Consider the following 20,795-nt stretch of genomic DNA (forward strand, 5'->3'; position numbering starts at 1 on the left):
AAAAAGGCCGCACGCGCCTGAGTAGCCCTTGCCCCCCTTTCGACGATATGGGAGTTTGGCTGCGCTGCATTTCCCAACCCTAGGTCTGCCTTATGTCCGGCGCTGCCCCGCTGCTAAAAGATGTATTCGGCTTTGACGGGTTTCGCCCTGGACAGGAAGAAATCGTTGAGGCGGTGACCGCCGGTGAAAACGTGCTGGCCATCATGCCCACGGGCGGCGGCAAGTCTTTGTGTTTCCAATTGCCTGCGTTGATGCGTGAAGGGGTCACAGTGGTGATCTCTCCGTTGATTGCTTTGATGCGCGATCAGGTCCGCTCGCTGCAAGAAGTCGGCGTTGGTGCAGGTGCGCTTACCTCTGGCAATACCCCAGAAGAGACTGACGCGGTCTGGGCTGGCCTTGAGGCCGGTACACTCAAGCTTTTGTACATGGCGCCAGAACGTTTGGCCGCCGGTTCAGTCATCGGGATGCTCAAACGCGTCGGCGTTAAGCTGATTGCTGTAGATGAAGCGCACTGCGTCAGCCAATGGGGTCATGACTTTCGCCCGGATTATCTACGCATCGGAGAGCTGAAGCGCGCCCTTGGCGTACCGCTTGCCGCCTTTACTGCCACAGCAGATGCCGAGACTCAGGTTGAGATCATTCAGAAGTTGTTCGACGGCGAGCCACCGCGTGCGTTTCTCCGAGGATTCGACCGACCAAACATCCATCTGGCCTTTGCTGCCAAGAACTCTCCGCGCAATCAGATCCTGAACTTTGCCGCCGCGCGGCGTGGTCAGTCAGGCATCGTCTATTGCGGCACACGGGCCAAGACGGAAGGTATCGCGCGCGCGCTGAACGAAGCCGGACAAACCGCCATTCACTATCATGGTGGTATGGAAGCCGAGGACCGCCGCATCGCCGAGCGCCGTTTTCAGCAAGAGGACGGTCTGATCGTCGCCGCTACGATTGCCTTCGGTATGGGGATCGACAAACCGGACATTCGATGGGTCGCCCATGCCGACCTGCCCAAGAGTATCGAAAGCTACTATCAGGAAATCGGCCGCGCGGGTCGCGACGGTGCACCGGCTGAAACGCTGACATTATTTGGTCCCGAAGACATCCGCCTGCGTCGCACACAAATCGACGAAGGGCTTGCCCCACCAGAGCGGCGTAGCGCGGATCATGCGCGGCTGAATGCGCTTTTGGGCTTGGCCGAGGCGCTAGAGTGTCGTCGCAAAACATTGCTGGGGTACTTCGACGAGAGTGATGTCACCTGTGGCCGGTGCGATCTGTGTGACAGCCCTGTTGATACATTCGATGGCACTACGGCTGTGCGCAAAGCGTTATCCGCGATGCTGCGCACCGAGGAATGGTTCGGTGCTGGCCATCTGATTGATATTCTGTTGGGCAACGAGACCGACAAGGTCAAGCAACGGGGCCATCAATCTTTGCCGACCTACGGCGTGGGAACCGAATACTCCAAACCCGAATGGCAGGCCGTGTTCCGGCAAATGATGGGCCGTGATCTTGTCCGCCCTGACCCCGCCCGCCACGGCGCGCTTCGCATGACCGATGCGGCACTGCCGATCCTGCGCGACGAGGCCAAAATTACCCTGCGCCGCGACAGTATTAAGGCCGCAGGCAGCGCTAATCGCCGACCCGCCGTCAAAGCAATGGTAAGCGAAGAAGACGCGCCGCTGCTCAGCGCATTGAAGGCCAAGCGCCGCGGGTTGGCCGAGACAGCGAAGGTACCGGCCTACATCATCTTCACGGACCGCACCTTGATCGAAATGGCTGAAATGCGCCCTGCCAATCTGGACCAGATGGCGCAAGTCAGCGGCATTGGCGCCAAAAAGCTTGAAAGCTACGGCGCGGCTTTTCTGGAGGTCATCAACGGCGAGGCCCAGATGATGCATCCGCAGCGGCGCAAGTTGGCTGGGCGCGACGCGGGCAGTGTCTATGACCAATTGCTCGAGGTTCAGGCAGGGCTGTCACGCGGTGCGCTGGGCACGGAAAAGCCACTGAGCTGTTCGGCATCGTTGCTGGCCAAGGTCGCGCAGATGCGAAATGCAGATGCAGGCGGCATTGAGCGGATATTAGGAGAGCGGCGCGCCGAGCGTTTTGGGGCCGCATTTCTGGACGTACTGCGGCACGCTGACTAAGTACCCGTGCAGAACAAAGAGGGATACCTATGCTTGTTGTGATTTCACCGGCCAAGCGGCTGGATTGGGCTGAACGTGATGTAACAACCACAGCCCCTGATTTTCAGGAGGACGCGGTGCGTCTGGTCAAAACCGCGCGCAACCTGACATTGGGTGACATCAAATCGCTGATGTCGCTGAGCGATGATCTGGCCAAGCTCAACCGTGACCGTTTCAAAGCGTTCGAGGAAACCCCATCCACTGATCTAACCCGCCCAGCGGCACTCGCTTTCGCAGGCGACACTTATCAGGGGCTAGAGGTCGACAGCCTAGACGCTGATGAACTGGCCTTTGCACAAGAGCATTTGCGCATTCTCTCCGGCCTGTACGGTGTGCTACGTCCGCTTGATGCGATCCAGCCTTATCGGCTGGAGATGGGTAGCCGACTTAAAACGCGGCGCGGCAAGAACTTGTACGAATACTGGGGTAGCGATCTGTCCCGTGCACTGAATGCGCAGGCCGAAGCCACGGACAGCGACGTTTTGGTAAACTGTGCAAGTCAGGAATATTTTGGTGCGGTCGATCTTGAAGCGCTCAAGCTGCGGGTGATCACACCACAATTCATGGAAGACAAAGGCGACGGCAAAGGACCAAAGATTGTCAGCTTCTTTGCCAAGAAGGCACGCGGTGCCATGGCGCGATTTGTCATGCAAAACCGCATATCTGACACAGATGGTCTGTTTGATTTTGACACCGGCGGATACGCTTATACTCCGTCGCTGTCCAAGCCTGATGCGCCGATCTTTTTGCGTCCCTATCCAGCCTCCTGAACTACAGAGTTTCTAACAGGTAGTGTGCCTTTTGGTTGCGCCAGCAGGATGTGCTCTTCCAGCACTGCGCGGCGCAACGGTTTGGTCAGATAATGGTCAAGTCCAGCCTGCAGGATAGATTTGTCATCGTCCAAAAGCGCATGGGCCGTCATGGCGACAACGGGGATATGACCACCATTCCGAGCTTCGATCTCACGGATTTTGCGGGTGGCCTGTTTGCCGTCCATGCGCGGCATTGAGATGTCCATGAACACTAGATCCGGCTTGAACGTTTCATATAGAGCAACGGCTTCCTCGCCATTCGCTGCGAACTCCAGATCAATGTTCAGAGGTTTGAGCATCTTGCTTAAGACCAGCCGGTTGGTCCGGTTATCTTCTGCGGCGAGCACCCGCATCTTTCGCAATAGCTCCGTTCCTTGCGACGCTGGTAGTAGCAGGCCGCTCCGACCTTCATGCGATGGCGGCGGAGCAACTTGTTGCAAAGCTATGAAAAGCTTTTGCCGCGGCAACGGCTTTTGCAGCATTTCGGCAAAATTCCCGGCACGAGGATCATTTTTCAAACCAGCCAGGTTCGAGCTGAGCAGCAACACAGGCGCGGTAAATCCCCGTTTCTTCAGCTCTGTCGTTAGCGCAAGCCCATCAATCTGCGGCGGCTTGTGGTCGGTCATAACGAGATCAATCGTGGCATCCATCGCCTTTAACGCGTCGTCACTGGAGGATACTCCGACGGGCTGAAGCTGCAACTGCTCCAACTGCCGCTCAAGTACTTTGCGGTTGGCAGTCAAATCTTCGACGATCAGCACGCGGCGAATGTCCAGCGACAGCGAAGGATACGAAACGTCAATTGGCCCGGTGGCTGCCATTTCAATTCGGAAGCCAAAACACGATCCGGCACCTTCTTCGGAAGTGACCCAGATATCGCCCTCCATCAGTTGGACCAGCCGTTTGGTGATGGCAAGGCCTAGGCCCGTGCCATCGAACTGGCGGTTGCGTTCGTTCTCTACCTGATTGAACTCACCAAAGATGTGGTCGGTCATGTGGGATGGGATTCCTATGCCAGTGTCCTCCACTGCCATGTGAACGGCCACAGTTCCCTTACCTGCATTCGCAACGCCAGTCACGCGGATCAGGACGTGTCCCTGCGCAGTGAATTTGATCGCATTGCCGATTAGATTGGTCAGAACTTGGCGGACACGGCCCGCATCCCCCACTAGGTCGGTCGGTAGAAAAAGATCATAATCAAGAAGCAGTTCAAGCCCCTTTTCCCGCGCCATAGGTTGCAACAGCATGATGACTTCTTGGCAGGCCCGCTCCAGATCGAAGGCAGCGCTGTGTAACTCTAGCCTGTCGGCTTCGATTTTTGAGTAGTCCAGCACGTCGTTGATAATGACCAGCAACGCCTCGCCAGAGTTTCTGATTGTCTGGACGAACAGGCGCTGTTCTTCGTCCAGCACCGTATCGTCCAGCAGTTCTGCCATGCCAACGACACCGTTCATCGGGGTGCGGATTTCGTGGCTCATATTAGCAAGGAAAGCAGACTTTGCGCGGTTGGCGGCTTCGGCTTGTTGCCGTGCAGCGTCAAGCTCGCGCTCGTACACCACCGTAGCAGTGATATCGAGGCCGAGCGACACGACATCCCCCCCCGGTCCGCGCTGATCGATCATCTTGATATAGCTGCCATTCCACAGCTGGATCACTTCGGGTTCCGGATGGCGCGCCTGAAAGCGGGTGAGCATCCGCTGACGCCATGCCGTAGGCTCCATCCCGCCAAGGTCCACAATCCCCTCGTCGGTCAGCGCTTGAAGAATCGTGACGAAATTCACGCCCGGTTTGATGACTTCCAGCTCTTCGAACACCGCCAGATAAGACTGGTTTGCCATAATGAGCCGGTTATCTCCGTCAAAAAACGCAAACCCATCCTTAATTGTCTCGATCGAGTGCCAAAGCCGCCGTTCGACCACCGCGATCTTTTCATGTGCGGCACTTAAGTCAGATTTTACCTTACGATTCTCCGCGCCCATGCTTTCGACCAGCGCGCGCGTATCCCCGATCTCGTCGCTCAACTGGCGTGCGTGACGGCCGAGCTTGCGGTTTGCTGCAAACAGCTCCGCTTTCTTGAGCTCCAGCATCCGTTCGGCTGCCAAACGGCCGCGCCGCTCTTCGGTGAGTTTTTGCTGTAGACTCATCCATTCCTCACTGGTCGCATGCCGCAGGCCTATATGTGCGCTGATCTGCGTAAACATACGCTTAAGGTGAACGCCCTTGCTTGATGGCTTGGCCTCGTGGCACGCTGAAGACATTAGGAAATGGGATTCTGTCATGCGGTTTTTGCGGGTTTTTGCGGGGATGGTTCTCTGGCTGACGTTGGGGCTTTCGGCTGCTGTTGCGCAACAGGTCCTTCCCGATCACCGCTATGTAACGACGCCCGATACCGATTTTTTCGGCGCAGATTTGGGACCCTGGTTTGACACGTCGCGCGCCGCCTGTATGCGGGCCTGCGATGCGCAATCCAGCTGTGTTGCGTTTACCTTCAACACCCGTTCCAACGCCTGTTTTCCGAAATCCGATGTGACACGGGTAGAGTTCTTTGAGGGCGCGGTTTCGGCACGCAAAGTGCAAACCCCTGCGGCGGCGCAATCCCTGGCGTCACGCCGTAAAGCCGCGCTTGGATCATTGAAAGATGGTGATTACGCACAAGCTGAAGCGCTGGTGCAGATCAATGCGGACCGCCATCCTGACAGCGGCTTTTCGCTGGCCGATACCATAGCCGCCATGCAAGCCGCAATCACGCGAGGTGATACCGCTTCTGCCGCTCGCTTTGCTGGTAGCGCTGCCGCGTTGTCGGATCGGGGTGATCTCTGGGCACGACTCGCTTGGTTGGGGCTGCGTCCGCGCGGCATTACCCCGCGCGATCTTGCAAACCAGCTTGAGCGGGAGGCAGTGCCTGCTGCGCTAAACGCCTATCTGCGCGCGGAAACTGTTGATGCGCAGGTGACCGCGCTTGATCTGTTGGCCCGCGCGCTTGAGGAAAACCGTCGCGGGCGTGATATGATTGCCCCGCTGCGGCTGGCAATGGCACTGGAGCCGCGCGAGGAGTTGGGCACAGCGCTTGATACCGCCATCGAAAAATATGGATTTCGCATCACTGACACCCGTGTGGACAATAACAGCGCTCGCCCGCGTATATGCGCAGAATTCTCGGAGCGGTTGGTACAAGCGGGCACAGACTATCAGCCGTTTGTAAGAGTTCAGGACCCCACGCTGGTCGTTGAGGCGGACGAGCGGTCGCTGTGCATCGAAGGTGTCACTCATGGTGCGCGCTATACTGCGACTTTCCGTGCAGGTCTGCCTGCGGCCAGTGGCGGGATTTTGCACAAGGACGTGACCGTGACCCTTTATGTGCGGGACCGCGACCCTTCGGTCCGCTTTACAGGCCGCGCCTATGTACTGCCGCGCGGACCGGAAGCTGCCTTACCGGTTGAGACGGTGAACGCCGATTCCGTCACGCTTAAGCTGCGTCGCATCAGCGACCGCAACCTGCTGCGTGCGATGCAGGACAGCTATTTTGGCAAGCCGCTGAGCAAGTATGAAGAAGACAACTTCTCTAGCACCATTGCGCAGGATGTCTGGAGCGGTACGGGCATTGTTCAAAATACGCTCAACTCCGCAATGACCACGCGTATCCCGCTGGCCGAGGCGCTTAAGGACCAGCCCGCTGGCATTTATGCACTGACAGCGGGGATCAAAGGTGCTGACCCCTATGACAATCCTGCCGCTACCCAATGGTTCATCCTCACTGATTTAGGCCTAAGCACGATGTCCGGCACCGATGGATTGCACGCAACAGTGCGTGGTCTTGGCGATGCAGAGCCACGCGCTGGTGTGACGCTTTCACTGATCTCGCGTGCAAACGCTGTGCTGGGCGAAGCCGTGACTGACGCGGAAGGGCGCGCGCATTTTCCCGCGGGGCTGACCCGTGGCAGCGGCTCAGCTGCGCCCGCCTTGCTGACGGCATTGAATGCACAAGGCGACGGGGCTTTTCTGTCGCTAACCGATCCCGCTTTCGATCTATCTGATCGCGGTGTAGAAGGCCGACCTCCTGCGCCCGCGATTGATACGTTTCTGACCACGGATCGCGGTGCCTACCGTGTGGGCGAAACCGTTTTTGCCACCGTTCTCACTCGTGACGATCAGGGGCGCGCGTTAAATGGCCTGCCCTTGGTGGCGGTGCTGAACCGCCCTGATGGTGCTGAATATAGCCGAACTCTGAGTGCAAATGCAGTAGCGGGCGGTCATGTCTTTGCGCTGCCCGTGGGGGCGCAAGCGCCGCGTGGCGCGTGGCGTCTGGATATCTTTGCCGATCCTGTTTTGGGGCCGTTGGCATCCCAGACGCTATTGGTAGAGGACTTCCTTCCAGACCGGATCGAGTTTGACCTGAGCCTTTCTGATGCACCGATAGCCTTGGGCGATGAACCTGTGGCACAGATTGAAGCGCGCTATCTGTTTGGCGCGGCTGCCGCTGATCTGCCGGTCGAAGGGGAGTTGCGGTTGCGCACAACGCGCGTCCTTGATGCACATGTGGGCTACCTTTTTGGCCGCCATGATGAACGGTTTGACACTCGGACCTTGTACCTTGATCCGGTGCGCACGGATACACAGGGGATCGTGCAACTAAACCTCGCGATGCCGGATGTTTCGGAAATGCCCAGCCAACCGCTTAAGCTGGCGCTGGCCGCGCGCGTCGCCGAAGGATCGGGGCGTCCAGTTGAGCGTAGGCTCGACCGGACGCTTACGCCGCAAGTCCCCATGATCGGGGTGAAGCCCAATTTTGATGGCGTTCTATCCGAGGGTGCGGAGGCAGGGTTTAGCCTGATCTCAACAGCGGGTGAAATTCCTGTGCGCTGGGGCTTCAACCAAATCGAAACCCGTTACCAGTGGTACCAGAACGGAGGTGGCTGGGATTGGGAGCCTGTGACCCGCCGCATCCGTGTCGCCAGCGGAGAGTTGACGCTGTCCAAACAGCCCACTGATCTGGCACTGCCCACAACTTGGGGGCAATACGAACTGGTGGTTGAACGGACAGACGAGCCTTATGCAGCGTCCTCGGTCGCACTCGCGTCCGGTTGGTATGGCAGCGATGATGCTTCGGCCACTCCAGATTTTCTGGCCGTCTCGCTGGACCGTGAAGCCTACGCTACCGGTGATATTGCCCAGCTGCGCATCGTGGCACCAGAGGCGGGCGTGGCGATGATCTCTGTCCTGTCCAACCACGTGATCGAACAGCAAAGCATGAAGGTGGAGGCGGGTGAAACCGTGATCCCCCTGATCGTGACCGAGGAGTGGGGCAACAGCGCCTATGTCTCTGCGGCGGTCGTCCGGCCCATGGATGTTCAGGCTGGGCTTAACCCCGCGCGCAGTTTGGGACTGGCCCACGCGCGTATCGTGCCGGGGGAAAAGCAACTCTCTGTTACTCTTGAAGCTCCACAGGAAAGTGACGGGCAGGCGGGTATCCTGTCTGTGCCAGTGCGTGTGGCCGGTATCAAAGAGGGTGAAACTGCCTATGTCGCTCTTGCGGCGGTGGATGTGGGCATTTTGAACCTGACGGATTTCAAAGTGCCTGATCCCTCGGACCACTATTTCGGCCAGCGCCGCCTCGGGGTTGGTTTGCGGGATGTCTACGGTCGCCTGATCGACGGGTTTAGCGGTGCAATGGGCACTGTCCGGTCCGGTGGCGATGCGGCTGCTACAGCCCATCTGCAATCGCCCCCGCCGACAGAGGCGTTGATGGCGTTTTTCAGCGGTCCGGTCACCGTGGGCGCGGATGGGCGTGCGATGATCGAAGTGACGCGGCCTGCGTTTAACGGCACGATCCGCTTGATGGCTGTCGCGTGGTCCGAAACGGCAGTTGGCAACGCGACCCAAGACGTCACCGCGCGTGATCCGGTGGTCATTGCCGCCAGCTTGCCGCGCCTGCTAGCTCCGCAAGATCAAAGCCGGCTGCTGCTGGAGTTGATTCATACGCGTGGCGGCAGTGGTGTCATGAAGCTCACGGTGTTTGCCGATGCGGGCATCGCTATGGGGGACGTGCCTTCGGAAGTGAACATTGCTGAGGGTGGTACCTTGCGCCTGTCGCTTGACCTGACCGCGCGGGAGGTGGGGGATCATGAAATCACGGTTGAGCTTACCACACCGGACGGCGCGATCCTGCGCCGTGTCTTGCGCATGCCGGTCCGTATCCATGATCCCGAAATCGCCACCACCCGCCGCTTTACCCTCAACGCGGGCGAACGGTTCACCTTTGATCGCGCCGCGTTGACGGGACTGCGTGCAGGCACTGCCGAGGCGACCTTGGCCGTGGGACCATTGGCGCGGTTTGATATACCGGGTCTGCTGCGTCAGCTTGACCGCTATCCCTACGGCTGCACCGAGCAGGTCACCTCAGGTGCGCTGCCGCTGTTGTATCTTGATGGTCTGGCACAAGAAGCTGGCCTGGGCGAACCTGAAAGCATCAACGCCAAGATCGCTGACGGTATCGCGCGCGTTGCGGCGCGACAGACCTCTAACGGTGCGTTCGGGATGTGGCAGGCAGAGACGGGCGCCTTCTGGCTTGACGCTTATGTAAGTGATTTCCTCTGGCGTGCACAGGCCGAAGGCCATGCCGTCCCGTCGCGCGTGCTTTCGTCTGCGTTGGGCAACCTGCGCAATCGGATCAACTTTGCCCCTGACTTCGATGATGGGGGCGATGATATTGCCTATGCGTTGCTGGTTCTCGCACGCGCGGGGGCGGCCCAGATGGGAGATTTGCGATACTACGCCGATACCAAGGCGGGTGCTTTTACCACGCCGCTGGCAGCGGCACAGTTGGGGGCGGCGTTGGCGGCTTATGGCGATCCTCAGCGCGCGGACCGCATGTTTGCCCGTGCCGGTGCGCTGCTGTTGAAATCAACGGACCGGACGGCATGGCGGGACGACTTTGGCAGTGGCCTCCGCGACCGGGCTGCTGTGCTGACGCTCGTGACCGAAGCGGGCAGTAACGCGTTGGACCTTGTCGGGCTTTCGCAATCTTTGGTGCCGGACAACCGCACTTTGTCGACGCAGGAAGCTGCCCAAGTGGTGCTTGCCGCTCATGCTCTGGATAGTACTACAGGAAACAGCGGTATCGAAGTGGATGGCGTGCCTGCCACGGGAGCGATCATTCGTAAGCTCAGCGATCGCGATCTGCGCAGTGTTGAGGTGCACAATAGTGGTACCGCTCCGATGGATATTACCCTCACCAGCTATGGTGTGCCTGAGGTCACCCCCGACGCAGGAGGCTACGGCTATGCGCTGACCCGCAGGTATTTTACGACGGAAGGGGAACCCGTGACAGGCGCGGTTGCCACGGGAACGCGGCTGGTTGCAGTGCTGGATGTTCGCCCGTTCGAGGCTATCGGCGCGCGCCTGATGATCGACGATCCGCTGCCTGGCGGGTTCGAGTTCGATAACCCCAACCTGCTCGCCAGTGGTGCGATAAGCGCGCTTGACTGGCTGAAACCGGCAAAGCCGCAGAGTGTCGAATTCCGCTCGGACCGGTTTCTAGCCGCAGTGGATTATTCGGGGACGGAACCGTTTCAGCTTGCCTATGTGGTGCGGGCGGTGATGCCGGGTGAGTATCATCATCCGGCCGCGTTGGTAACGGATATGTACCGTCCCGAATATCGCGCAATTACGGACACATCCCGTCTGAGAGTCACTCCGTGAATCGAGCTGCCACCCTTCTTACGCTGACGGTCGTGCTGCTGGGCCTTGCCGCACATGGCCGTGACCGGCTGGATCGTTGGGTTGCTGCGACCGTGCTACCGCCAGTGCTGTCTGAAGTCGGGGCAGAGGTGCGCGCGCGCGATGGCACGCTGTTGCGCGCTTTTGCCGTTGAGGATGGTCGTGTGCGGCTTGCGATGCAGCTTGAGCAGGCGGACCCTGAGTTCATCAAAATGCTCATCGCGTATGAAGACAAGCGGTTTTACCGCCATGGCGGCGTTGATCTGCGCGCTGGTGTGCGGGCGGGATTGCAGGCTGTGCGCCACGGGTGGGTTGTCTCTGGTGGATCAACCTTGACCATGCAGGTTGCCCGCCTGTTGGAAAATTCTGGAACGGGAAGTCTTAGTGGCAAACTGCGCCAAATGCGCTTAGCGCTCGCGTTGGAGCGGCGGTTGAGCAAAGAGGAAATCCTCATGCTTTACCTGCATCATGCGCCCTATGGCGGTGCTGTAGAAGGGCTGCGTGCCGCGAGCCTGCTGTGGTTCGGCAAAGAACCTGCGCGTCTAACGCAAACCGAGGCTGCGTTGCTGATCGCGCTTCCGCAGGCGCCAGAGGGTCGTAGGCCTGACCGTCACCCCCATGCTGCCCGTGCCGCGCGGGGGCGGGTGCTGCAGCGATTGAATCTGCGTCCCGATATCAATCAAGCGGATGTGCCACGCGGTTTTCGTCCCTTGCCTCAGGATGCGCCGCATCTTGCCGCTGCTTTGCGCCGTAGCTCTCCGTCCGCGTTGCGTCATGACACGACCATTGACGCGCATTTGCAACGACAAATGCAGTTGCTCGCGCGTCGTGCTGTGGTAGGGCAGGCCGAAGGTGTCTCAGCGGCGATATTGGTCGCGGATCACCTTAACGATGAGATTTTGGCCTATGTTGGTTCGCCCGCGTTTTCCGCCGAAAATGGGGCCTTGGGATTTGTAGATATGACGGAGGCGGTGCGCTCACCCGGCTCAACGCTCAAACCATTGGTTTACGGGTTGGCCTTTGACGAAGGTCTGGTCCACCCCGATACCCTGATTAGTGATGCGCCTGTGAATTTTGGAGGCTACGCGCCACAGAACTTTGACGGCCAGTATCGCGGAATGCTGACGGTGCGCGATGCGTTGACGCTGTCGCTGAACATCCCCCCTGTTTTACTCACACATGAGCTGGGTCCAGCCCGGTTGATGGCGGGTCTAAGGCGCGCGGGTGCACAGCCGCAACTGCCTGCAGGTCAGGCTGGTTTGGCCGTGGCGCTGGGCGGCGTAGGGTTGAGTCTGCACGATCTGGTCCAGCTCTACGCGGGTATTGCGCAAGGCGGGCAAAGCAAGCCGCTGCGCGCGGACCTTCAGGAAGTGAAAATTGTACCCAAACGATTTATGTCGCCGGTTGCTGCGTGGCAGGTGTCACATATTCTCTCAGGCATCGCCCCGCCAAAGGGTGCAGCGGCGCGATTGGGAGAGATCGCGTATAAGACAGGCACGTCTTATGGTCACCGTGATGCGTGGTCGGTGGGCTTTGACGGGCGGCATGTGGTGGGCGTCTGGCTTGGACGGCCCGATGGCACGCCGGTGCCGGGGGCGTTTGGTGGCGCGCTTTCCGCACCTTTGCTGTTCGAGGCATTTGACCGTATCAACCCCAAACGCACAGCTTTTCCGCTGCCCCCTGCCGATGCGCTGATCCTTGGAACCGCGCATCTGCCAGAGCCTTTGCAGGTGTTCCGCAGCCGCGATGCTGTCTTTGCCGCTGATCCCGACACGCCTGTTGTGACATTTCCGCCGGATGGCGCGGTGCTTAGACGCAGCGGCTTTGGTGTTCCGTTGAAGCTGCGGGCTGGGCACTTGCCGATCACGGTTCTGGTGAACGGCGCGCCTGTAATCGCGCAAATGAACAGGCGCGATGCCGTCTTGCAGCTGGAGGCGGTAGGGTTCAACCGTATCTCTATTGTTGATGCGCAAGGGCGAAGTGCAAGCGTGGAGATCCGGCTGGACTAATCCAACAGCGGGTGGCACTGGTCGGGCATGTCACTTGCCCTATCCGTCCTTCCATTGCTGCTAATCATTGCCGCCGGTTATGCGTTGGCGAAATCGGCAATTATCCAGCGCGGTCAGTGGGCTGCGATTGAGACGCTGTCGTTTCGCGGCCTGATCCCTGCTACGCTGATCCTGGCAATTGCGCGCTCGGACCTGTCGTTTGACCGTTTTGGCGGATTTGGTATGGCGCTGGTGGGGACGCTGGCGCTTTTGGCGTTGCTGGCACTTGCCCTTCGCCTTCTGCCTCAGCGAAAGCTAGGCAATGCCGCGTTCACATCGATGTTTCAAAGCAGCATCCGTTGGAACGCTTTTGTCGCACTTGCGGCTGCAGAGCAGTTTCTGGACGGTGGCATCGCGGTCATGGCTGTGGCGATTGCTGTGCTTATCCCATTGATCAACATCACCTGCATTGTCGTACTGGCGGCCTATGGCCCGTCAAAAGCCAGCGTATCCAAGGTGCTTTCGACGCTCGCTCGCAACCCACTGGTGCAGGCCTGCGTCATTGGCCTGACGCTGAACCTGAGCGGGTTTTCCTTACCGCAGCCGGTGGCTGACGCGCTGGATATGATCGGACGCGGGGCGCTGGGTGTGGGTCTGATGGCGGTCGGGGCGGGGATCAGTGTGCGCCGTTTGGCACGACTGGATTGGCGGGTCTGTTTGGGCGCGTTCATTCGCCCAGTCTTGGCATCCAGCCTCTTCGTAGCGGTGGGGACCTCGACGGGGTTGCCCGCAGTTCAGGTGTTTGCCGGTGTGCTGGTCTTTGCGGCACCCGCTGCTTCAAACGGCTATATTGTGGCCAAACAGATGGGGGGCGATGCGGAGCTTTATGTGGACATCATGACGTGGCAAGTTGTGCTGTCGCTGCTGGTCTTGCCAATCTGGGCGCATGTGTTGTTCTAGAACCTTACGACGAGCCCGTGCTTCTCATGACCGGAAAAGCCAAGCTTTTCGTAAAACCTGACACCCCCCCGCGCATCGCCGGTGAGTAGCATGACCTTATAGGCTCCCTCGGCACGGGCGCGATCCAGTGCGTCCTGCATGACTTCGCGACCAACACCTTTACCGCGGTGCGCAGTGTCGGTGACAGCATTCTCGATCAGCGCATAAGGCCTGCCACCCGAAGTCATATTAGGGAGGAGATGCAACGTGACCATCGCAATGATCTGTCCGTCCTGCTCCTTCCCGATGATACTGGTGCCGTTGTGCTCTAGCACGGCATCAAAGGCAGCACGGCGGTCGCTTACCGGAACGGGATTGCGGGTCAGAACACGATACAGGCTTAGCGCGTCTTCGAAGTCATCGCGATTGAGCTTGCGGACGGGCATCCCGTTCAATTGCGCCCTTCGCGCAACCATGCAGCAGTGATTAAGAAGGCGCTCAGCAGCAGCACGAGCCATGCTGGCAGGATTGGAGTCTGGCGCACATCACGGGTCTCGTATGCGGCGCGCGGGGTGAGGCCGATCCAACCGCGTCCGGCAGCAGGGCGGCCAGCACGCACGTTGCGGATGCTCGGAAGCCCCTCTTCCAGTCGGGTCACACCGCCGCGCAATGCGGTGACGATGGGTTCTAGCACTTCTGCATCTGCTATCGTTTCGACGAATTCGCGTGGCGCGGCTGGGCCAAGGCCGATCACACTTACCTGCTCACCGTTCTCCAAGCGGTAGAGCCCGATTTCGGGGCCGGTAAAGACTGCTTCGAACCGACCGGGCGCAGTGGGAGACAAAGGTATTTCGGTCACGGTGCCATCGGGACCTGTGATGATCAGCGGCGGGACCTCTTCCGTCAGTGTCCGCCGCTCAATCCGCATGGTTTGACCTTCGGCGCTGGCGGTCAGGGCTTCTTCTTCCAACTCAGGTTCACCCATCATCCAATGGGCCAGACGGCGTAACAGTTCCAACTGTGGGCCGCCACCTTCATAGCCGCGATTCCAGAGCCACGCATGGTCAGAGGCGAGCAGCGCAACACGGCCTTCCTCAACGCGGTCAAGGATCAGTAAAGGCCGATCGTCGATACCGGTCATCACCACATTGCCAGAGGTAGCTGTCACATCAATCTGGCGCAGCCAACGCCCCCAGTCGCCGTCCTGGGGTAGTTCGGCGGTCACCGGATGGCGGTTGCCCAGATCCGATACCAAAGGCAGATAGGGCTCTTCCAAAACACGCGCGGTCGGTGTGGCGGGCAAGACGCTGCCCAGAGGTGTCCGGAAAAGACTGTCGGCGCTGGCATAATCGGGCCCTGCTGAGACCAGAACAGCGCCTCCGTTACGCACATAGTTGGCTATATTCTCAAGGTAGAGGCCGGGCAAAATCCCGCGCCGTTTGTATCGGTCAAAGATAATCAGATCGAAGTCTTCGATCTTCTCCATGAATAGCTCTCGCGTGGGGAAGGCAATCAGTGATAGCTCGGACACAGGGACACCGTCCTGTTTTTCCGGCGGGCGCAGAATAGTGAAATGAACCAGATCGACGGAGCTGTCGGACTTCAACAAGTTGCGCCAAGTGCGGCCGCCTGCATGGGGCTCACCGCTGACCAACAGAACGCGTAGACGGTCACGCACGCCGTTGATCTGGATCAGCGCGGCGTTGTTTCGGTCAGTTAACTCTCCATCCGCGTCGGGCAGAGAGAACCGGATCACATTGCGTCCTCCGTGAGGCAGAGTCACCGGCAGCTCAAGGTCTTGACCGATCGGCACGCGAAATCGTTGGGGGTCATCGCCGTCAATCGAGATATCCAAATCGGCGAATTCCTCACCTGCAGGAGCAGCGCCCAGATCATCTATGCGAAGGATCAGTACGACGGGCTCTCCGATGATGGCAAATGCAGGTGCACCTACCACGCTGAGACGGCGATCCCAGTCGGTCTGTTCACCGCTTAGTAGCACGTGGAAGGGGGCGGGTAGATCAACGGGCAGGTCGGCGTCATGCACGCGCCCGTCAGTCAGCGCGATGACCCCCGCGACCCGCGCGCGGGGCTCTTCTGCCAAGGCTTCGGATAGGGCGCTCATTAGCTCTGTGCCGGCATCGCCTTGACCGTCAGCAACAGTAATCCGGCGCAGCTCGGTGTTGGGGCGTGCCTCGATTTGGGCTGCAAGGGTATCTGCCGCAGAGGAGGTCTGTTCAGGTCGGTCGCCAAGGCGCTGGCTCGCGCTTTCGTCCTCTAGCATAAGGACGATATCACTCAGCGGCGCACGGTTCTCTTGCTGAAACGACGGGCCAGAGAGGGCCGCGAGTACGACCAGCCCTGCCAACCCGCGAAACGCCCACCCGCGCAGCCCGCGCACTAGCGCCAGCACCACACTAATGGCGGCAATAACGGCCACCATCACAAGCAGCGGCCAAGGGACAAGTGGATCAAATACGATGGTGGAAGTCATTGGCCCAACCTATCCAGTAAAGCAGGCACATGCACCTGATCCGATTTGTAGTTTCCCGTAAGCACATGCATCACCAGATTGATCCCGAAACGGTAGGCAATCTCGCGCTGCCGCTCACCGCTGAACCCGCGCCCTATGGGAAGCAATGGCGCGCCGCCTGACGTCACGGCCCACGCAGAGGCCCAGTCATTGCCGCCGATCACGACTGGCGTTACGCCGTCATTGAGGTCCCGAAAGGGCATGCCCTCAACCTGCTCAATATTGGGGTCAGAGGCTTCTATCCAGACATCGCGGCTGTTGTGACGGCCAGGGAAGTCTTGGAGCAGATAGAAGGTGCGGGTCATAACATGGTCAACCGGAACAGGCTCTAATGCGGGGATATCCAGGGGTGCTGCCAGTTCCTGCAGCTTGCGGCCATTCGGGCTGGAGGCGCCAAAGCTGGCAGTGTCGGCATCACGTGTGTCAAACAGGATTAACCCGCCGGAACGCAGGTAGTTATTTAGCTTGGCGTATGCCTCAGCCGACGGGGTCGGCTGGCGCGGGCTTATCGGCCAGTAGAGCATGGGAAAGAACGCCAGCTCGTCAGTTTCAAGGTTCACACCCATCGGGATCGACGGCTCAACCGAGGTTCGGAAAAACAACGTGTCGCTAAGGCCCGTGAGACCGGCAAGAGCAATCTCGTCCACTTGTGTGTCGCCAGTTATGATGTGGCCCAGCGTCAGCTCTGATGTCGCGGCCAGCGCAAATTCCTCTTTGGCGGTTTGAGCGTCGGTAGGGGCGGCAAATAGCACCAGTGCACCCAGCAGGGCAGCTGCGCTTGTATTGCTGCGGCTCAGCAAACGACCTGACAACGCCAGCGACGCAACCACATCGGCCAGTAGCAGCAAGATCGCAAGGCTCAATAGCCAACCGGCCACCGGCTGTTCGGGCGCAACAGACAGGCCTCGCACGGGTACATCGGCTGGCCATGTGGCAGGCGAGATCGTGGCGTCAGTGGTGAGCACGTTGCGCGCCAAAGTACGATCACCCGAGGTATAAAGACCAGGGGGCAGCATCGGACCTGTTGGCGCTTCAATCAGCGCGGGCCCGTCCACTCCGGGCAGCGTACCTGCCTCCGAAAGTGTGCCAAACCCGTCCAACACGCGGCGGGGTATCCATATGGTGCCTTCTAGCGCCGCCGAGTTCGCGCTTGCCGCCGAAGACGAGACTGCCAACCGCTCCAGCATTTCAACGAACACCCCCGAGAGTGGCAGCGTCGACCATTCCGCCGTGGCCGAGACGTGGAACAGGACGATCTGCCCCTGGCCCAGAACCTTGCGGGTGACAAGCGGCGTGCCGTCACTGAGCGAGGCGATCACGCGCTCCGCCAGTGTTGGATCCGGCTGGGCCACGACCTGAGCGCTGACGGTAACATCATCAGGCACCGTCAGCCCGAAGAATGGGGACCCGTTTGAAAAGGGGGATAACGATTTTGGCTCTCCCCAACTCATCGCGCCGCCGATGCTGCGGCCGCCTGCGCGCAGGCGCACAGGCATCAGCGGGTCTTCGTCAATGCGGGAAATGTCTGAGGCGGCAATGCGCGGACCGGCAAAGCGGACCAACATCCCGCCACCTTCAATCCATTTCGTCAGCGGTTGTGCCTCTGCTTCTGATAGCGTTGCCACGTCGGCAAGGACGATCACGTCTGGATTAGCGGGCAAGACATCACTCAGGCTGCCATCGATAAGGTCGGCAGTCGGCGCCAGCGCTTGTTCAATGTAATGGAGCGGCGAGAGTAGCTCCAACCCCTCACGGTTCTCCCGTGCCGAGATCAGAGCGACCTCGCGGCGGCGCATCCCGTCATCGCTGAGTGTACTGGCGCCGGCGGAGCGTTGGCCCGCGATGTCAAAGCGCGTGATCCGCGCCCGCAACTCGGAGGGTAGGACAAGGGCAGTCTGCGCTTCGGTTTCGCCTGCCTCGAACGTGGCTGTGGCAGAGGCGAGGATGCGGCCGTTGCCCGCCGGATCGCGGCCTTGCGCCTGAATGGTCACCTCGCGCGCCTCTCCGGCGGCGGCACGCAAAACGCGCAACTTAATTGCGCCATCTTCATAGGTGGCGGGTAGGATCGCCAGCACGTTGAGTGCGGTTTGATACGCCTTAACTGTGCCGTGCGATTGCAGCTCTTCCAGCAGGTCATCACGACCATCGTAAGCCAGCGTATCGCTGAACCAAAGCGTATCAAATTCGCCAGCATCGGCCAACACAGTGCGCGCAGTCTCAAGCATGTCGGCACTTGGCTGCCATGGCGCGGGGCTGAGCCCCGCAAGCCTGCTGCGCCAAACATCGGCAGACTGGAACACGGGTGCTTCGGGGCGGGTGAGGGTCAAGAAGCCCACCGTGCGACCCAGTCGACTGGCGCGTGTCAGTTGTGCTTCAATTGCTTCTTGTTGCTGGGGCCAACGGGTGGCACCGGCCCAAGAGCCATCCATCACGAACAGCAACGGCCCGTCGCCTTCGGCTTGCTCTGTTTCTGGGTTCAAAACCGGCCCAGCCAGACCTATGATGATGGCCGCAAAGGCCAGCATCCGCAGCAACAACAGCCACCACGGCGTGCGGTCAGAAACCGTTTCATCATCCTTGAGACCCAGCAACAAAGCCACACCCGGAAAGCGCTTTCTGACGGGCGGTGGCGGCACGGCGCGCAGCAACAGCCACAGGATCGGCAGCGCAGCCAAGGCCAGCAAAAGCCAAGGCGCGGTAAACCCGATGCCCCCAAGAACCATCATGCGGCCACCGCCTTTGCATCTAGCGCACCATAGAGCCAAAGCAGGCCCGCTTGCACTGTGTTGGTGGTGTGATGAAGCCCATAGCGCCAGCCGGTCAGACCGCACAGTGATTGCAGCTCTGCCTTGCGCTCTGCCAGTCGCTCCAGATATCGCTCTTTAAGGTCATTCGCCTTCAAAGTTTCATGGCTGAGCGTACCACCCATGCTTTGGAAAATGGTGCGACCGGTAAAGGGGAAAGCTTCTTCGGCGGGATCAAGCACATGACACAATACGCCACGCACGCCGCGATCCGCCGCTTTGGTGAGGGCGGTACGCACGCCGTCAAGATCACCCATGAAATCAGAGATAAACACAGCGCGGGCATGGGGGATCATCCCTCGGTGCTCAGGTGGCGCATAGTCAGTCGTATCATCACGGCAAAACAGCTGCGCCAAAGCCATAATTTGCGGACGCCCCGCGCGCGGTGGCAATTCGGTGCCAGTAAGCCCCACACGTTCGCCCCCACGGTTCAACAGGATCGCTAAGGCAAGCCCCAGCACGCGTGCACGGTCAATTTTTTGCGGGAAGTTTTCCGAGGACGTAAACCGCATCGAAGCACCCTGATCGACCCAAAGCATCACCGATTGCGCAATCTGCCACTCCCGCTCGCGGACGAATTCGGTGTCGCCTCTGGCAGAGCGGCGGTAGTCAATCGCGCGGCGACTGTCGCCCATTTGCGCTGGACGGTACTGCCAGAAATCATCCCCTGACCCAGCGCGGCGGCGGCCGTGCGCACCCAGTAAGACAGCGCCCGCCAAATGCTCAGCCCGCGCCAAAAGGGCGGGCAAAGCGGCGGCTTCAGTCTCTGCGCCAGCGCGAAGGGAGAGAGGATCGCTCACGCGACGGCAGCTTTCGGCGTTGCCAGACCTGCGGCGGTTTCGTCAATCAGCGCCGACAGGCTGTCGCCGCGCGCGCGGGCCGCAAAGTTCAGCGCCATGCGGTGCGTCAGCACGGGGCGGGCCATATCAATGACATCCTCGGTCGACGGCGCCAGACGCCCCTGCAGTAACGCACGTGCACGCACTGCTAGCATCAGCGCTTGGGCAGCACGTGGACCGGGGCCCCACGAAACGGTTTCTCTTACATGTGCGCTTGCACCGTCCTCATCCGGACGGAATGCGCGGACCAGATCAAGGATCATCTCGACGACGCTTTCGCCCACGGGCATCCGGCGTAGAAGACGCTGGGCGTCCAGAAGTTCACCTGCAGTGAAAACTTCGACCGATTGCGCCTCTGCCTCGCCGGTGGTCGCGATCAGGATGTCACGCTCCGTTTCGCGGTCAGGGTATTCGATGTCGATCTGCACAAGAAAACGGTCCAACTGTGCTTCGGGCAGGGGGTAGGTGCCCTCCTGCTCAATCGGGTTCTGCGTGGCCAGCACGTGGAACGGCGTGCCAAGAGGCCGGTTTTGCCCCGCAACCGTAACTGTTTTCTCTTGCATCGCCTGCAAGAGCGCCGATTGCGTTCGAGGCGAGGCGCGGTTGATCTCGTCCGCCATCAAAAGCTGACAAAATACAGGCCCTTCGATGAAGCGAAAGTTGCGTGTGCCATTGGCGTCGGTATCCAGGACTTCAGAGCCGAGGATATCGGCCGGCATCAGATCGGGGGTGAACTGTACGCGTTTGCCATCCAGCCCCATGACCGTGCTCAGCGTCTCAACGAGCCGCGTCTTGCCCAAACCCGGCAAACCCAGCAGCAGGCCATGCCCGCCGGTTAGCAAAGCGGTCAGGGTCAACTCGACCACGCGTTCCTGCCCGATGAAGCGCGCGGTGATGGATTTGCGCGCCTCCCCCAGTTTTTCGCCCAAGGCTTCGATCTGTTCGACCATATCTTCGGCTGCTTGAATCTCGGCTTGGGTCATG

General features: G+C 59.9%; 11 protein-coding genes. 5 read left to right on the forward strand and 6 right to left on the reverse strand.

Translation table 11 applies throughout. The features are described 5' to 3' along the window. The first annotated feature begins 92 nt into the window (after positions 1-92). Together recQ and yaaA are read left to right on the forward strand one after the other, a co-directional pair. Complete coding sequence (gene recQ, locus V7730_RS01820) at positions 93-2,141, forward strand: DNA helicase RecQ (protein ID WP_335745870.1); 2,049 nt, start codon at positions 93-95, stop codon at positions 2,139-2,141. A 29-nt stretch (positions 2,142-2,170) separates the two neighbouring features. Next, complete coding sequence (gene yaaA, locus V7730_RS01825) at positions 2,171-2,950, forward strand: peroxide stress protein YaaA (protein ID WP_335745871.1); 780 nt, start codon at positions 2,171-2,173, stop codon at positions 2,948-2,950. On the opposite strand, the gene V7730_RS01830 is transcribed toward yaaA, so the two are convergent. Next, on the reverse strand, positions 2,935-5,136 hold the full coding sequence (locus V7730_RS01830) for a response regulator (protein WP_335745872.1): 2,202 nt from the start codon (positions 5,134-5,136) through the stop codon (positions 2,935-2,937). The genes yaaA and V7730_RS01830 overlap by 16 nt on opposite strands. Positions 5,137-5,269: 133 nt before the next feature. Here V7730_RS01830 and V7730_RS01835 point away from each other — a divergent pair, with 133 nt between their 5' ends. The 3 genes from V7730_RS01835 to V7730_RS01845 are packed head-to-tail and all read left to right on the forward strand — an operon-like array spanning position 5,270 to position 13,656. Beyond that, entirely contained in the window at positions 5,270-10,690 is a 5,421-nt protein-coding gene (locus V7730_RS01835) for an alpha-2-macroglobulin family protein (protein ID WP_335745873.1), read from the forward strand. Beyond that, complete coding sequence (pbpC, locus tag V7730_RS01840; protein ID WP_335745874.1) at positions 10,687-12,717, forward strand: penicillin-binding protein 1C; 2,031 nt, start codon at positions 10,687-10,689, stop codon at positions 12,715-12,717. The genes V7730_RS01835 and pbpC overlap by 4 nt, the downstream gene beginning before the upstream one ends. 27 nt (positions 12,718-12,744) lie before the next feature. After that, the gene (locus V7730_RS01845; protein ID WP_335745875.1) at positions 12,745-13,656 is read left to right on the forward strand and encodes an AEC family transporter; all 912 of its coding nucleotides are present in this window, start codon (positions 12,745-12,747) and stop codon (positions 13,654-13,656) included. Here V7730_RS01845 and V7730_RS01850 read toward each other — a convergent pair. Genes V7730_RS01850 through V7730_RS01870 form a run of 5 tightly spaced genes read right to left on the reverse strand, consistent with a single transcriptional unit; the run spans position 13,653 to position 20,794 of the window. Continuing rightward, on the reverse strand, positions 13,653-14,081 hold the full coding sequence (locus V7730_RS01850; RefSeq protein ID WP_335745876.1) for a GNAT family N-acetyltransferase: 429 nt from the start codon (positions 14,079-14,081) through the stop codon (positions 13,653-13,655). The two genes, V7730_RS01845 and V7730_RS01850, sit on opposite strands and share 4 nt — an antisense overlap. A gap of 5 nt (positions 14,082-14,086) precedes the next feature. Beyond that, the gene (locus V7730_RS01855; protein WP_335745877.1) at positions 14,087-16,129 is read right to left on the reverse strand and encodes a hypothetical protein; all 2,043 of its coding nucleotides are present in this window, start codon (positions 16,127-16,129) and stop codon (positions 14,087-14,089) included. Beyond that, the gene (locus tag V7730_RS01860; RefSeq protein ID WP_335745878.1) at positions 16,126-18,894 is read right to left on the reverse strand and encodes a DUF4159 domain-containing protein; all 2,769 of its coding nucleotides are present in this window, start codon (positions 18,892-18,894) and stop codon (positions 16,126-16,128) included. The genes V7730_RS01855 and V7730_RS01860 overlap by 4 nt, the downstream gene beginning before the upstream one ends. Further along, positions 18,891-19,772 (reverse strand): DUF58 domain-containing protein, encoded by an 882-nt coding sequence (locus V7730_RS01865; RefSeq protein ID WP_335745879.1) that lies wholly within the window; start codon positions 19,770-19,772, stop codon positions 18,891-18,893. Before V7730_RS01865 ends, V7730_RS01860 begins: the two co-directional genes overlap by 4 nt. After that, a complete protein-coding gene (locus V7730_RS01870) occupies positions 19,769-20,794 on the reverse strand; it encodes an AAA family ATPase (RefSeq protein WP_335745880.1) in 1,026 nt (341 codons plus the stop codon). The genes V7730_RS01865 and V7730_RS01870 overlap by 4 nt, the downstream gene beginning before the upstream one ends. Between the last annotated feature and the right edge of the window lies 1 nt (position 20,795).

Source organism: Sulfitobacter sp., from assembly GCF_036961165.1.
In the GTDB taxonomy this organism is placed as follows: Bacteria; Pseudomonadota; Alphaproteobacteria; order Rhodobacterales; family Rhodobacteraceae; genus Sulfitobacter.